The following is a 14,745-nucleotide window of genomic DNA, read 5'->3' on the forward strand; positions in this document are numbered from 1 at the left end:
GGCGGTTTGTCCGCAGCCAAGGGGGCTAGCCGGCAAGCATCGGATAGGTGAAGAGCCCGAAGTGCAGCAGGTTCAGGCCGAAGTGGGTGGCCACCGCTGCGGCGAGGCCGCCAAAACGATAGGCCAGACCGTAGCCGACACCGGCGATGGTCGCTAGTAGCACCCATTGCCATCCGGCTCCCAGGTGCGCCAGGCCAAACAGCAGGGCTGCACACAGCAGGGCCAGGTTCTGGCCTTGGGGCAGGGCCTTGAAACGTCGGCTCAAACCGCCCTGGATGTAGCCGCGAAATAGCGCTTCCTCCACCAGGGTCACCAGCAACAGATTGTTCAGCACCCACAGCCAGGCCTGGTCCGGCCATTTTGGCGCCCAGCTAATGATGCCCAACAACAGCGCGCCACCCAATGCGGCGATGGCGCACAGGGCAAGAGCCAGGAACGTCGAATACAGCGACAGGCGCCAGGAGCTGCGCCCGACGATCCAGGGGCAGGCCAGCAACAGCCAGAAGCCGATCAACGGCTTGTCCTGATTGAAGTACATGGAGAAGGGCACCGCGTCGTCGGTGAGGCGTTGCGGGTCGATGGCGCGGCCATTGAAAAAACCAGGCAGCCAGTGCATGGCCAGGCCCAGGGCAATGATCACGAACAGGCCGTGGCCCAGGTATTGGCCGATGCGGCTGCGTTGCTGGCGTACGGCGAATCCGGCGCATAGCAGCAGGAATATCGAAAGGGCGGCCAGCAGTCCCAGTTGCCCGTAGCTCAGGGCCAGTGCTTAGCCAATGGAAAGGAGTGCCAGATACATCCATGGCAAAGCGGTCATGTGGAATCCTTGTTGCAGAAGAATGGGTATTGCAGAGACGTTGCTCCGCGCCGGATCTGTAGTCTTTCTGTCGGTGTGACCGATCAGTCAGGTTCGGCGCAGGGCAGTATAACCACCTGAGCCTTTAGCGGCAGCCCAACGCAAACACCGCCCGAAGGCGGTGTCTGGTGTTGCTCGGGATCAGGATGCGATCAGTTGTCGCAGCACGTAGTGCAGGATCCCGCCGGACTTGAAGTACTCGACTTCGTTGAGGGTGTCGATGCGGCACAACACGTCGACCTTCTCCTGATGGCCGTCTTCGCGGGTGATCACCAGGGTCAGGTTCATCCGTGGGGTCAGTTCCACATCGCTCAGGCCGAGGATGTCCAGGGTTTCCCGACCGCTGAGTTTCAGGCTCTTGCGGTTCTGATCGAGCTTGAACTGCAAGGGCAGAACGCCCATGCCCACCAGGTTGGAGCGGTGGATGCGCTCGAAGCTCTCGGCGATCACCGCCTTGACCCCCAGCAGGTTGGTGCCCTTGGCGGCCCAGTCGCGGCTGGAACCGGTGCCGTATTCCTGGCCGGCGATCACCACCAGAGGGGTGCCTGCGGCCTGGTAGCGCATGGCGGCGTCATAGATCGCCAGCTTTTCACCGGTTGGGATGTAGAGGGTATTCCCGCCTTCCTCGCCGCCCAGCATCTCGTTGCGAATGCGGATGTTGGCAAAGGTGCCGCGCATCATCACTTCGTGGTTGCCGCGGCGTGAGCCATAGGAGTTGAAGTCCCGAGGTTCCACGCCTTTTTCCCGCAGGTAGCGACCGGCCGGGCTGTCGGCCTTGATGTTGCCAGCGGGGGAGATGTGGTCGGTGGTCACCGAGTCGCCCAGCAGCGCCAGGATCCGCGCGCCACTGACGTCCTTGATCTGTGGCAGTGGCCCGGCAATCTCGTCGAAGAACGGCGGGTGCTGGATGTAGGTGGAGTCGTCCTGCCAGACATAGGTGGCCGCTTGCGGCACCTCGATGGCTTGCCACTGTTCATCACCGGCAAATACCTCGGCGTATTCCTTGTGGAACATGCCCGTGCTGACCTGGGCCACCGCCTCGGCGACCTCCTTGCTGCTGGGCCAGATATCGCGCAGGTACACCGGCTTGCCATCCTTGCCGTCGCCCAATGGTTCACTGCTGATGTCGATGCGTACGGTGCCCGCCAGGGCGTAGGCGACCACCAGCGGCGGCGATGCCAGCCAGTTGGTCTTCACCAGCGGATGCACCCGGCCTTCGAAGTTGCGGTTGCCGGACAGCACCGAAGCCACGGTCAGGTCGGCTTGCTGGATGGCTTTCTCGATTGGTTCGAGCAAGGGGCCGGAGTTGCCGATGCAGGTGGTGCAGCCATAACCCACCAGGTTGAAGCCCAGTTCGTCGAGGTAGGGCGTCAGGCCGGCTGCCTTGTAGTAGTCGGTCACCACCTTGGAGCCGGGGGCCAGGGAGCTTTTCACCCAGGGTTTGCGCTTCAGGCCTTTTTCCACGGCTTTTTTCGCCAGCAGTCCGGCCGCCATCATCACGCTGGGATTGGAGGTATTGGTGCAAGAGGTGATGGCGGCGATCACCACCGCGCCGTTTTTCAGGCGTTGGGTCTGGCCGTCGTGGGCGTAGTCGGTTTCTCCCACCAGGTCGGCGTTGCCCACGGCAACCCCGCCACCGCCTTCGCTTTCCAGGCGGGCGAGCTCCTTGATCTTGCTTGCCGACTTGAACTGCAGCTCGACAAAGTCATCGAAGGCCTGGGCAATGTCTGGCAGCGATACTCGGTCCTGCGGGCGCTTGGGGCCGGCCAGGCTGGCTTCGACGCTGCCCAGGTCGAGGGCCAGGCTGTCGGTGAACAGCGGTTCTTTGCCGGGCAGGCGCCACATGCCCTGCGCCTTGCTGTAGGCCTCCACCAGTTGCACCTGTTCGGCGGAGCGGCCAGACAGGCGCAGGTAGCCCAGGGTCACGTCATCCACGGGGAAGAAACCGCAGGTTGCGCCGTACTCCGGGGCCATGTTGGCGATGGTGGCACGGTCTGCCAGGGGCAGTTCCGCCAGGCCGTCACCGTAGAACTCGACGAACTTGCCCACCACGCCTTTCTTGCGCAGCATCTGCGTCACTGTCAGCACCAGGTCGGTGGCGGTGATGCCTTCCTTGAGCTTGCCACTGAGCTTGAAGCCAATGACTTCCGGAATCAGCATCGACACCGGCTGGCCGAGCATGGCCGCTTCGGCCTCGATCCCGCCGACGCCCCAGCCCAGAACACCCAGGCCGTTGATCATGGTGGTGTGGGAGTCGGTGCCCACCAGGGTGTCGGGGAAGGCGTAGGTACGGCCATCCTCTTCCTTGGTCCAGACGGTGCGTCCCAGGTACTCCAGGTTGACCTGGTGGCAGATGCCGGTACCTGGCGGAACTACGCTGAAGTTGTCGAAGGCGTTCTGCCCCCAGCGCAGGAAGGCATAGCGTTCTCCGTTGCGCTGCATCTCGATGTCGACGTTCTGCTCGAAGGCGCTCTGGCTGGCGAACTTGTCCACCATCACCGAGTGGTCGATCACCAGGTCCACCGGAGACAGCGGATTGATCCGCTGGGGATCGCCTCCGGCCTTGGCCATCGCCGCGCGCATTGCGGCGAGGTCGACCACCGCGGGAACACCGGTGAAGTCCTGCATCAGGACCCGGGCGGGGCGGTATTGGATTTCGCGATCGGAGCGTCGCTCCTTGAGCCAGGCAGCGAGGGCCTTGAGGTCGGCGCCGGTGACAGTCTTGTCGTCTTCCCAGCGCAGCAGGTTTTCCAGCAGGACCTTCAGCGACATGGGCAGGCGATCAATATCGCCGAGACTCTTGGCGGCCTCTGGCAGGCTGAAATAGTGGTAAGTCTTGTCGTCGACTTTTAAGGCTTTAAGGGTTTTCAGGCTATCAAGGGATGGCATTGAATGACTCCTTTTGGCCCGCACGGCTACGGGCCTTACGGTACGGACAGAGCATTAACCTAGCTCTGTTTGGCGCTTGCAGCTAATCGGATTGGACTCTTAGGCCTCATCCAAGGTTCCTAACTCGGCTATCATGCGCCGGTTTTCGTGACAGGCTTTGCTACAGGGCAGGTTTGCGCATCGATTCATCGCCAGTTGCCCAGGAGATTCCATGAACACCCTGTTTATCCATTGCCGGCCCGGTTTCGAGGGCGAAGTCTGCTCGGAAATCGCCGATCACGCGGCGCGGCTGAATGTCGCCGGCTACGCCAAGGCCAAACCCAGCACCGCCTGCGCCGAGTTCATCTGCACCGAGGACGATGGTGCCCGGCGGCTGATGCAGGGCTTGCGTTTCTCCGACTTGATCTTTCCCCGGCAGTGGGCCAGAGGCGGCTTCATCGATTTGCCGGAAACCGACCGCATCAGTGTGATCCTGGCCTACCTGGCCAACTTCCCGCAGTGCGGCAGCCTGTGGCTGGAGGTGGTGGATACCAATGACGGCAAGGAGCTCTCGAACTTCTGCAAGAAATTCGAAGGCCCGTTGCGCAAGGCGCTTACGGCGGCGGGCAAGCTGGTGGAGGATGCCACCAAGCCGCGCTTGCTGCTGACCTTCAAGAGCGGGCGTGAGGTCTTTGTCGGTTTGGCTGATGCCGGTAACTCGGCAATGTGGCCGATGGGGATCCCGCGGTTGAAGTTCCCTCGGGAAGCACCGAGCCGCTCGACCTTGAAGCTGGAAGAAGCCTGGCACCACTTCATTCCCCGGGACCAGTGGGACGAACGCCTGCACAGCGACATGACCGGGGTCGACCTGGGCGCTGCGCCGGGAGGCTGGACCTGGCAACTGGTCAATCGCGGCATGCTGGTGACCGCTATCGATAATGGGCCGATGGCCGAGAGCCTGATGGACACGGGCCTGGTACAGCACCTGATGGCGGATGGCTTTACCTACAAGCCGAGGCAGCCGGTGGACTGGATGGTCTGCGACATCGTCGAAAAGCCGGCGCGCAACGCGGCGCTGCTGGAAACCTGGATTGGCGAAGGGCATTGCCGCGAGGCGGTGGTCAACCTGAAGTTGCCGATGAAGCAGCGTTACGCCGAAGTAACGCGCTTGCTGGAGCGGATCGAAGAGGGCTTCAGGTCCCGGGGCATTCGCGTCGCCATCGGCTGCAAGCAGCTGTATCACGATCGCGAGGAGGTGACCTGCCACCTGCGACGCCTGGACCTCAAGCCGGTCCGCTCGCGCTGATCCCCTCGCCACAAAACCGGCATTGCGCGACAATGCCGGCCTGTTTCAGGAGTGAGTCATGAGTCAAATCATCGATACGCCGGTTGACGGCACCCTCGACGCCACCGGCCTCAATTGCCCCGAGCCGGTGATGATGTTGCACCAGCATATCCGCGACCTGCCGCCGGGCGGGCTGTTGAAGGTGATCGCCACCGATCCCTCCACCCGCCGCGACATTCCCAAGTTCTGCGTGTTCCTCGACCATGAGCTGGTCGAGCAGCAGGAAGAGGCCGGCACCTACCTCTACTGGATTCGCAAGAAGCTCGACTAACCCGCTGCGCGGCTGATGCGGATCTGCTTGCGCGCACTGCGGGTCAGGCGGATCGACAGCATCAGCGCCGCGCAACTCAAGCCGACAATCAGGCCTTCCCACAGGCCGCTTGGCCCCCGTGCCGGGCCGAACCAGTCGGTCAGGCCCAAGCTATAGCCCACCGGCAAGCCAATTCCCCAGTATGCGAACAGGGTCAGGATCATGGTCATCCTGGTGTCCTGGTAGCCCCGTAGCGCGCCGGCAGCGGTGACCTGGATGCCATCGGAAAACTGGAACAGCGCCGCATACACGATCAGCATCGATGCCACCTGGATCACCATCGGATCGGTGGTGTAGATCGACGCGATGGGCTCGCGCAGCAGGTACATCAGGCTCGCCGAGAGGCAGGCGTACGCTAGTGCCGTGGCCATGCCGACGCCGGCACTGAAGCGTGCTTCACGGGGTTGCTGGCGGCCCAGGGCGTGGCCGACCCGCACCGTCACGGCCATGGCCAGGGAGTAGGGAATCATGAACATCAGGGCGCTGAAGTTGAGGGCGATCTGGTGCCCGGCCACGACGGTGGCGCCCAGGCTGCCAATCAGCAAGGCAATCACCGCGAAGATGCTCGACTCGGCAAACACTGCGATGCCAATGGGCAGGCCGATGCTCAGCAGGCGCTTGATCACCGCCCATTGCGGCCAGTCGAAGCGGCTGAACAGCGCGATCTGGCGATACCCCGGCGCCCAGAACGCCCAGCCGGCCATGCCCAGCATCATGGCCCACATCACGATGGCCGTGGCCCAGCCGCAGCCCACGCCGCCCATGGCAGGCACGCCGAAGTGGCCGTAGATGAAGATGTAGTTGATGGGGATGTTCAGGGCCAGGCCGCACAGGCCGATGATCATGCTTGGCACGGTGCGCCCCAGGCCGTCGCTGAAGCAGCGCAGCACGTAGTACAGCGCTACCGCCGGCAGGCCGCTGGCGATGCCCTGCAGATAGCCCATGCACGGCTTGATCAGTTCGGGATCGACGTTCATCAGGTGCAGTATCGGCTCGGCGCTGATCAGAATCAGGGTGGCCAGCAGACCGACCACCAGTGCCAGCCACAGTGCCTGTCGTACCACCGGGCCGATCTCATGCAGCTTGCCCGCGCCATAGCGCTGCGCCACTTTCGGTGTGGTGGCCAGCAGGGTGCCGGTCATCAGCAGGAACACCGGGATCCAGATCGAGTTGCCCAGGGCCACGGCGGCCAAGTCCCGCGGACTGACCCGGCCGGCCATCACCGCGTCGACAAAGCCCATGGCAGTGGTGGCCACCTGGGCAATCATGATGGGCAGGGCCAGTACCAGCAGGTCGCGCAATTCGCGACCGACCCGGGCAGGGCGGCTGGGGGAGGTGGCGGCGGTAGAGTCGATCAGGGAATTCACGGGGCAAAGCGTCCATAGGTGGTGTTGCACAGGGTGCGACAGTCTACGCGTTGACACTGTGGTCAGGAAAAACTCAGTGTTGTGGATTTGTAAAACCCGCCAAGGACTGCAGGCGGCCTGTAAAGGCGGGTTCTGGGGCAAGCCATGCTGGCCCGGCCTGTCATCTGCGCCTACACTGCGGCTCCGCAAGAGGAGCCTGCCATGTTGATTGTTGCCGACGAAAATATTCCCCTGATCGAAGAGTTCTTTGCCGGTTTCGGCGAGATCCGGCGTTTCCCCGGGCGCGCCATCGATCGGGCGACCGTGGAGCAGGCGGATGTACTGCTGGTGCGCTCGGTGACCCAGGTTGATCGCCAATTGCTTGAGGGCAGCCCGGTGCGCTTCGTCGGCACCTGCACCATCGGCACTGACCACCTGGATCTGGAGTACTTTCAGCAGGCTGGCATTTCCTGGTCCAGTGCGCCGGGTTGCAATGCCCGGGGGGTAGTGGACTACGTACTGGGCAGCCTGCTGACCCTGGCCGAGATCGAAGGGGTAGACCTGACTCGGCGTTGCTATGGCGTGGTGGGGGCTGGTGAAGTCGGTGGCCGCCTGATCACGGTGCTGCGAGCCCTGGGCTGGACAGTGTTGGTCTGCGATCCGCAGCGCCAAGCGACAGAAGGTGGTGATTACGTCAGCCTGGAGCAGTTGATCGAGCGCTGCGATGTCATCAGTCTGCACACGCCCCTGACCCGGCACGGCGACCATTCCACCTGGCACCTGCTGGACCGGCAGCGCCTGCAGCAACTCAAGCATGGCACCTGGCTGATCAACGCCGCCCGAGGCCCGGTGGTGGACAACCAGGCGCTGCGTGAAGTGCTGCTGCAGCGCGAAGACCTGCAGGCGGTGCTGGATGTCTGGGAAGAAGAGCCGACCGTGGACAGTGAACTGGCAGAGCTCTGCGTGCTGGCCACGCCGCATATCGCCGGCTACAGCCTGGATGGCAAGCAGCGTGGCACGGCGCAGATCTACCAGGCTTACTGCCGTTTCCTCGGCCAGGCCGAACAGGTCAGTCTGGCAAGCCTGCTGCCTGCACCCTGGGTGCCCCAGGTCAGCCTGAATGCCAATGCGGACCCGGCCTGGGCTCTGGCGATGCTCTGCCGAGCGGTGTACGACCCGCGCCGCGACGATGCGGATTTCCGCCGCAGCCTGTCCCAGGATGTGGCCCAGCAGCGCAGCGCCTTCGACAGCCTGCGCAAGCATTACCCGGAGCGACGCGAGGTCGATGGCCTGGAGGTGCGAATTCAGGGCGAATCAGCAGCCCTGAGCCAAATTGTCCGGGCCCTGGGCGCGCGGGAAGTCTGAAACTGTTCGTGCACTGGCGAGCGCCGATAAAAAACCCGGCCGCAAGGCCGGGTCAAGAGGACGTGAGGCTGTCTGTCAATCTTGCCGAGCAGGCTTGACCAGTCGCTTTTCCAGTTCGCGGCAGGCGTTCTGGATCATGTCTTCAGTAATCGGTACTTCGCGACCCTGGGCGTCGATGATGGCACACCCCAGAGACTGGTTCGGCTGGGTACGGATCACTTGAATCTTGTCATTGCTGCTGTGTTGCAAGGACATGGCCTGTCTCCTCATCAGGTTGTGTGCATACTTTAGAATGGCCGGGTGACCAAGCTGTTACAGACCGCCGCTGGGACTGGCCCGGTTGCTTCACTCCAACAGAAATGTCCGGGGAGTGCCAGCCACAGATTAGACCGATAATCTCTAGGCTCTAGTGTCAGCGGTCATAATCAACCTGACTCATTGTGATTTACCAAAGTTCCTGCGAATTCATCTCGTTGCCGCTGCTGAAATGGGTGAACCGCCGGTGCGTCAATGGATGAACTGCATGCTCTCTTCTCGTCATCGTCGGGCTCTGCGTCTGGCCAGCCGCTTCATCGCTCCCTACCGCTGGCAGGCGCTGGGCGCTCTGTTGGCGCTGATTGTCACGGCGGGCATTACCCTGTCCATGGGGCAGGGCATCCGCTTGCTGGTGGACCAGGGATTCATGACCCAGTCCCCCCATCTGTTGAATCAGTCCATTGGTCTGTTTCTGCTGCTGGTCCTGGCGTTGGCGGTGGGCACCTTCGTGCGTTTCTACCTGGTGTCGTGGATCGGCGAGCGCTGCGTGGCGGATATCCGGCGCCAGGTGTTCAATCACTTGATCTACCTGCATCCGGGGTTCTATGAAAACAACCGCAGTTCAGAGATCCAGTCGCGGCTGACGGCAGACACCACCTTGCTGCAGTCGGTGATCGGCTCTTCGTTGTCGCTGTTCCTGCGCAACGCGCTGATGGTGCTCGGGGGCATCATCCTGCTGTTCGTCACCAACCCCAAGCTCACCAGCATCGTGGTGGTCGCCTTGCCGCTGGTGCTGGCGCCGATCCTGATTTTTGGCCGCCGGGTGCGCAGCCTGTCGCGCCTGAGCCAGGACCGGATTGCCGATGTCGGCAGCTATGTGGCGGAGACCCTGGGCCAAATCAAGACGGTCCAGGCCTACAACCACCAGGCCCAGGACCAGCAGCGCTTTGCCGTGACGGTGGAGGAGGCCTTCGAGACCGCGCGCAAGCGGATCGTCCAGCGTGCCTGGCTGATCACCCTGGTGATCGTGTTAGTGCTGGGAGCGATGGGAGTGATGCTCTGGGTCGGGGGAATGGATGTGATCGCTGGACGGATTTCCGCTGGCGAGCTGGCGGCGTTCGTGTTCTACAGCCTGATCGTCGGCAGTGCCTTCGGCACCCTGAGTGAAGTGATCGGTGAGCTGCAACGTGCTGCCGGTGCTGCGGAGCGGATCGCCGAGTTGCTGCGGGCGGATAACATCATCCAGCCGCCCAGCAGTGGGCTGGTGAGCCTGCCGGCGCGGGTGCATGGCGATCTGGAGCTGGAGGGCCTGCGTTTCTCCTATCCGTCGCGGCCTGATCGCTACGCGGTCGACGGCTTGAGCCTGAGCATCCAGGCCGGGGAAACCCTGGCGCTGGTGGGGCCGTCCGGGGCGGGCAAGTCCACCCTCTATGATCTGCTGCTGCGTTTTTATGACCCTCAGCAAGGACGGATCTTGCTGGATGGCATTCCCCTGACCCAGCTCGATCCGCTGGACCTGCGCCGTTGTTTTGCCCTGGTGTCGCAAAGCCCGGCGCTGTTCTACGGCAGCATTGAAGAGAACATTCGCTACGGCAATCCCGATGCGACCCTGGCCCAGGTCCAGGAAGCGGCGAAGATCGCCTATGCCCATGAGTTCATCGAGCAGATGCCCGAGGGCTATCAGACTCACCTTGGAGACTCCGGCCTCGGGCTGTCCGGTGGCCAGCGGCAACGCCTGGCCATTGCCCGGGCATTGCTGGTGGACGCGCCAATCCTGCTGCTGGACGAAGCCACCAGTGCCCTGGATGCGCAAAGTGAACACCTGATCCAGCAGGCGTTGCCCAGCCTGATGAAGAACCGCACCACCCTGGTCATCGCCCATCGCCTGGCCACGGTGAAGAATGCCGACCGGATCGCCGTCATGGACCAGGGCAAGTTGGTGGCAGTGGGTACTCACCAGCAATTGATCGCCAGCAATCCTTTGTATGCACGCTTGGCCGCCCTGCAATTCAACGACGGCACTCCCACGGCGTAGACGATCGTCAGCCTGGTGCAGGTTTCGCGTGCCGCTTCGCTGGCAAGCCAGCTCCTACGGGGGATGTGCGGGGCGGGCATGTTGTAGGAGCCGGCTTGCCGGCGAAGGCGGTCGTCAGCCTGGCGCATGTTTCGCGGGCCTCTTCGCTGGCCCGCCAGTTCCCGCGCTCGGATTTTGCCCAATAAAAAGCCCGCATCGCTGCGGGCTTGCTGGGGTGGCCCCGGCTTTTATTGATCGTCGAAATAACGTTCGTGCCAGTCCACCAGCGGTTGTGGCGAGTTGAGCTTCTGGCCGTAGATCACCGAGTAGGACAGGACGTTCTGTACATACTGGCGGGTCTCGTCGAAGGGAATGCTCTCCACCCAGACATCGAAACTCAGGTGGTCGGCGCCCTTGAGCCACTGGCGTACCCGTCCCGGACCTGCGTTATACGCGGCGGAGGCGAGGACCCGGTTGCCGTTGAACTGGCCGTGGACCTGGCTCAGGTAGGCAGCACCCAGTTGAATGTTCTTGTCCGGGTCCAACACCTGCTGCGGGGAAGCCAGGGGAATGCTGAACTTGCGCGCGGTTTCCTTGGCGGTGCCGGGCATCAGTTGCATCAGGCCGCTGGCGCCGACGCCGGAGCGGGCGTCGTCCATGAAGGCGCTTTCCTGGCGGGTAATGGCGAACACCCAGCTCGAATGCAGGCCGCGTACCTTGGCTTCACGCACCAGGGTGTCGCGATGGGCCATGGGGAAGCGGATGTCCAGGTCGTCCCAGTACTGGGCCTGGCTGATGGTGCGAATCGCCGGGAAATACCATTTAAGGTCGTAGGCCAGCCTGGCTTGGGCGACCATCTCGTCACGGTTGAAATGCCGGCTGACGTGATACCACTCGCGACGCCCGTCGACGATCTGTCCGCGAGCGTGAAGCTCCAGGGCCCGTCGTACTCCGGGTGTGTTGCGGACCTTGTTGATCACGGCCTGGCTCAACATCAGCGGCTGGTTGTTCAACTGGTAGGGGGCCTTGGCGTGATCCGCGGCAAGGAAGCCGTAGAAGTCCCGCTCCTTCGCCAGGCCTTTGTACAGCACCAGGGCCTGAGGGTTTTTCGGTTCGGCCAGTTCCAGGCTGCGTGCCTGCCAGTAGCGCCAGCGGTTGGTGGTGGCCAGGTCCTGGGGCAGCTTGCGGGTCAGTTGGTAGGCGTCCTCCCAGCGAGCCAGGCGCAGCAGCAAGCGCAGGCGCCACTCGGAGACGGTGTTGTCCCGCAGCTCCGGGTCGTACTTGGTCATCACGTCCAGGGCGCGGCTGTCGAAGCGACGGGCCAGGGTCAGGCCGATCTCGCGGGCGATCGCCACCTTTTCGTCACGGGAGAAGTGCATGCTGCTGGCATAGCCGTCCAGCAATGCCATGGCCTTGTCCGGATCCTGGCGAGCCAGGCGGCGCAGGCCGAGACCGACGACATCGGACATGGCTTCGTCCGCAGGCTGGAAGCGTGAAGGCTGGCTCAGCAGCTCGGGCTTCTGCGCCACGTCCACCAGCAGGCGACCTTGCGGCGCCAGGGTGGTCATGCTTTTTACCAAGCTGTTGGCCAAGGGGTAGTTGCGGGCTTCGGCCGCCAGCTTGGCCCGTTGCCAGCGTTTTTGCTCGGTCAGTTGGCCTTCGGCGGCCCATTGGGCGAACAGTGCGTCGCAGGCGGCAGGCTGGGACTTGCCGGTCAGCCAGAGCTTCTCGGTAGCGGCATAGCCTTCGGCCTTGAGGTTGTGCCCCAGCTGGTACTGGCCATTGAGGCAGTCCAGCTCGGTGAAGTTGAGTTTCGGGTCGTAGTACCGGGAGAAGGTCGCCCAGTCGCCGCGTTCGGCCAGCCAGCGCAACCAGCGCAGTTTCATCCAGTTGGCCTGGGGCAGGTCGCCATGGGCGGCGAGGAACTTCTCGATTTCGGGGTTGCTGGCGGATTTCAGCCGGGCCGTGAGCTCGTCATAGGCCAGGTAGGGTTCCAGCGGGTAGTCGCGCAGGGCGTCGGCGTAACGGAAATATGGGCCGGAGTCGCCCTTGGCCAGGGCGCGCTTGGCCTCATCATAGTATTGGCGTTGCTGGGTCAGGTCCGCTGCCTGGACGGATTGCGCGGCAGTGGCGGAAAGAAGCAGACAGGATAACAAGCTGAAAAGGCGACTGCGCATGAGACATCCGGGCAGAAAAATCATGACAAGTGCCGACCGGGCCGACACTGATTGCTCACTAGCTTAGCCTTTTGCCAGCAACCGGTGATAGCTTTGCCGCCCCGTTGGCATCAGTTCGCAACAAATGTGCCGTCGAGGCCGCCGGGCGCGAAATAGCCGGCCTTTTGAGGGTGCAAGTCAGGTAGAATGCGCGCCCGGTTTTTGGAGAACAACATGACCCTGCTCAAATTCAGCGATGTGTCCCTTGCTTTCGGCGCCATGCCGTTGTTGGACAAGGTGTCCTGGCAGATCGCCCGTGGTGAGCGGGTGTGCATCATCGGCCGTAACGGTACTGGCAAATCCAGCATGATGAAGCTGGTCAAGGGTGATCAAAAGCCCGACGACGGCTCCGTATGGCGCGCACCCGGTCTGAAGATCGGCGAATTGCCCCAGGAATTGCCGGTGGCCGACGAGCGGACCGTGTTCGACGTGGTCGCCCAGGGCCTGGATGGCGTCGGCGAGCTGTTGGCCCAGTATCACCACCTCAGCCAGAACATCGTCACCGACGCTGATCTGGAAAAGCTGATGCACGTTCAGCACGACCTCGAAGCCCGCGACGGCTGGCGCCTGCAGCAACTGGTGGACAGCACCCTGAGCCGCCTGCAACTGCCGGCCGACAAGACCCTCGCCGAGTTGTCCGGTGGCTGGCGTCGTCGCGTGCTACTGGCTCAGGCCCTGGTGTCCGAGCCGGACCTGCTGCTCCTCGACGAACCGACCAACCACCTGGACATCGGTGCCATCGCCTGGCTGGAAGAGGCGCTGAAGGATTTCCAGGGCGCGGTCCTCTTTATTACCCACGACCGTTCCTTCCTGCAGAACCTGGCCACGCGCATCCTCGAACTGGATCGCGGCGGCCTGATCGACTGGAACGGCGACTACGCCAGCTTCCTAGTGCACAAGGAAGCCATGCTGGCGGCGGAAGAGACCGCCAACGCGCTGTTCGACAAGCGCCTGGCCCAGGAAGAAGTGTGGATCCGCCAGGGCATCAAGGCCCGGCGTACTCGTAACGAAGGTCGGGTGCGGGCCCTCAAGGCCCTGCGTGTCGAGCGCAGTGAGCGTCGCGAGCGTACCGGCAAGGCCAATATCCAGCTGGAAACCGCCGACAAGTCCGGCAAGCAGGTGATGGTGCTGGAGAATGTCAGCTTCGCGCACCCGGACGGCCCGTTCCTGGTCAAGGACTTCTCCATGGTCCTGCAGCGTGGCGATCGCATCGGCCTGCTGGGCGCCAACGGCACCGGCAAGACCACTTTGCTCAAGCTGATGCTCGGCGGCCTGGTGCCCAGCAGTGGCAAGGTGGAGGAGGGGACGCGGATCGACGTGGCCTACTTCGACCAGTTGCGTCACCAATTGGACCTGGAAAAGACCGTGATCGACAACGTGGCCGAAGGTCGCGACTTCATCGAGATCGATGGCCAGAGTCGTCACGTGCTGAGCTACCTCGGTGACTTCCTGTTCAGCCCGCAACGTGCCCGTACACCGGTCAAGGCCCTGTCCGGCGGCGAGCGCGCACGGTTGTTGCTGGCCAAGCTGTTCAGCAAGCCGGCCAACCTGCTGGTCCTCGACGAACCGACCAACGACCTCGACGTGGAAACCCTCGAGTTGCTGGAAGAAGTGTTGCTGACCTTCCAGGGCACCGTGCTGATGGTCAGCCACGACCGGGCCTTCCTCGACAACGTAGTGACCAGCACCCTGGTGTTTGAAGGTGAAGGCAAGGTTCGCGAGTACGTGGGCGGTTATCAGGACTGGCTGCGCCAGGGCGGTTCGCCGCGGCTGCTGGGGGTTACCGAGAACAAGTCCGGCAAGGCCGAACTGAATTCCGCCGTGGTTGCGCCGGTGCAGGCCGCAGCGCCGGCCGCCGTGCAGGAGGCTCCGGCGAAGAAGAAACTGAGCTACAAACTGCAGCGCGAACTTGAGGCGCTGCCGGGGCAGATCGATGCCATGGAGCAGCAGATTGCCGGGGTCGAGGCGGAAATGGCCGATGCTGCTTTCTATCAGCGTCCGGCGGCTGAAACCGCTGCGGTCATCGCCCGCTTGGAGCAGTTGAATGCCGAGCTGGAGCAGATGGTCGAGCGTTGGGCCGAGCTGGATGCCTGAGTGACTGACGAGTGATAAAAAAGCCCGACTTCAGCGTCGGGCTTTTTTTCGCAGCAGTTACCGGTTTGGCAGCGGC

General features: G+C 63.0%; 10 protein-coding genes. 5 read left to right on the forward strand and 5 right to left on the reverse strand.

Going from position 1 to position 14,745, the window contains the following annotated elements; genetic code table 11:
- Positions 1–25: 25 nt before the first annotated feature.
- Entirely contained in the window at positions 26–766 is a 741-nt protein-coding gene (locus U873_RS34360; protein WP_256244347.1) for a CPBP family intramembrane glutamic endopeptidase, read from the reverse strand.
- Between the two features lie 231 nt (positions 767–997).
- Complete coding sequence (gene acnA, locus U873_RS0113900; protein WP_025128833.1) at positions 998–3,745, reverse strand: aconitate hydratase AcnA; 2,748 nt, start codon at positions 3,743–3,745, stop codon at positions 998–1,000.
- Between the two features lie 211 nt (positions 3,746–3,956).
- Between acnA and rlmM the strand changes: the two genes are divergently transcribed.
- Both rlmM and tusA read left to right on the forward strand, forming a co-directional pair.
- Positions 3,957–5,030 (forward strand): 23S rRNA (cytidine(2498)-2'-O)-methyltransferase RlmM, encoded by a 1,074-nt coding sequence (rlmM, locus tag U873_RS0113905; RefSeq protein WP_025128834.1) that lies wholly within the window; start codon positions 3,957–3,959, stop codon positions 5,028–5,030.
- A 58-nt stretch (positions 5,031–5,088) separates the two neighbouring features.
- On the forward strand, positions 5,089–5,340 hold the full coding sequence (tusA, locus tag U873_RS0113910) for a sulfurtransferase TusA (RefSeq protein WP_025128835.1): 252 nt from the start codon (positions 5,089–5,091) through the stop codon (positions 5,338–5,340).
- Here tusA and U873_RS0113915 read toward each other — a convergent pair.
- Positions 5,337–6,746 (reverse strand): MATE family efflux transporter, encoded by a 1,410-nt coding sequence (locus tag U873_RS0113915; RefSeq protein ID WP_025128836.1) that lies wholly within the window; start codon positions 6,744–6,746, stop codon positions 5,337–5,339. The genes tusA and U873_RS0113915 overlap by 4 nt on opposite strands.
- Positions 6,747–6,947: 201 nt before the next feature.
- Between U873_RS0113915 and pdxB the strand changes: the two genes are divergently transcribed.
- Complete coding sequence (gene pdxB / locus U873_RS0113920) at positions 6,948–8,090, forward strand: 4-phosphoerythronate dehydrogenase PdxB (RefSeq protein WP_025128837.1); 1,143 nt, start codon at positions 6,948–6,950, stop codon at positions 8,088–8,090.
- Positions 8,091–8,165: 75 nt separating this feature from the next.
- Here pdxB and U873_RS0113925 read toward each other — a convergent pair whose 3' ends face one another.
- Entirely contained in the window at positions 8,166–8,345 is a 180-nt protein-coding gene (locus U873_RS0113925) for a PA1571 family protein (RefSeq protein WP_011060254.1), read from the reverse strand.
- 259 nt (positions 8,346–8,604) lie between these two features.
- Here U873_RS0113925 and U873_RS0113930 point away from each other — a divergent pair, with 259 nt between their 5' ends.
- A complete protein-coding gene (locus U873_RS0113930; RefSeq protein ID WP_177330274.1) occupies positions 8,605–10,380 on the forward strand; it encodes an ABC transporter transmembrane domain-containing protein in 1,776 nt (591 codons plus the stop codon).
- A gap of 227 nt (positions 10,381–10,607) precedes the next feature.
- Here the strand turns inward: U873_RS0113930 and U873_RS0113940 are convergent, their stop codons facing one another.
- Positions 10,608–12,536 carry a transglycosylase SLT domain-containing protein gene (locus tag U873_RS0113940; RefSeq protein ID WP_025128839.1) on the reverse strand — a complete coding sequence of 643 codons (1,929 nt, stop codon included), beginning with the start codon at positions 12,534–12,536 and terminating at the stop codon, positions 10,608–10,610.
- A 213-nt stretch (positions 12,537–12,749) separates the two neighbouring features.
- Between U873_RS0113940 and U873_RS0113950 the strand changes: the two genes are divergently transcribed.
- Positions 12,750–14,669, forward strand: a complete 1,920-nt coding sequence (locus tag U873_RS0113950) for an ATP-binding cassette domain-containing protein (protein WP_025128840.1) — start codon at positions 12,750–12,752, stop codon at positions 14,667–14,669.
- Positions 14,670–14,745: the final 76 nt, after the last annotated feature.

The sequence above is a fragment of the Pseudomonas sp. PH1b genome (assembly GCF_000633395.1).
Classification (GTDB): Bacteria; Pseudomonadota; Gammaproteobacteria; order Pseudomonadales; family Pseudomonadaceae; genus Aquipseudomonas.

Excerpts from the sequence above, each read along its gene's own strand:
- pdxB (WP_025128837.1), top strand. The coding sequence starts at position 6,948 with ATGTTGATTGTTGCCGACGAAAATATTCCCCTGATCGAAGAGTTCTTT.
- rlmM (WP_025128834.1), top strand. The coding sequence starts at position 3,957 with ATGAACACCCTGTTTATCCATTGCCGGCCCGGTTTCGAGGGCGAAGTC.
- tusA (WP_025128835.1), top strand. The coding sequence starts at position 5,089 with ATGAGTCAAATCATCGATACGCCGGTTGACGGCACCCTCGACGCCACC.
- U873_RS0113940 (WP_025128839.1), bottom strand. The coding sequence starts at position 12,536 with ATGCGCAGTCGCCTTTTCAGCTTGTTATCCTGTCTGCTTCTTTCCGCC.
- U873_RS0113950 (WP_025128840.1), top strand. The coding sequence starts at position 12,750 with ATGACCCTGCTCAAATTCAGCGATGTGTCCCTTGCTTTCGGCGCCATG.
- acnA (WP_025128833.1), bottom strand. The coding sequence starts at position 3,745 with ATGCCATCCCTTGATAGCCTGAAAACCCTTAAAGCCTTAAAAGTCGAC.
- U873_RS0113930 (WP_177330274.1), top strand. The coding sequence starts at position 8,605 with ATGAACTGCATGCTCTCTTCTCGTCATCGTCGGGCTCTGCGTCTGGCC.
- U873_RS0113925 (WP_011060254.1), bottom strand. The coding sequence starts at position 8,345 with ATGTCCTTGCAACACAGCAGCAATGACAAGATTCAAGTGATCCGTACC.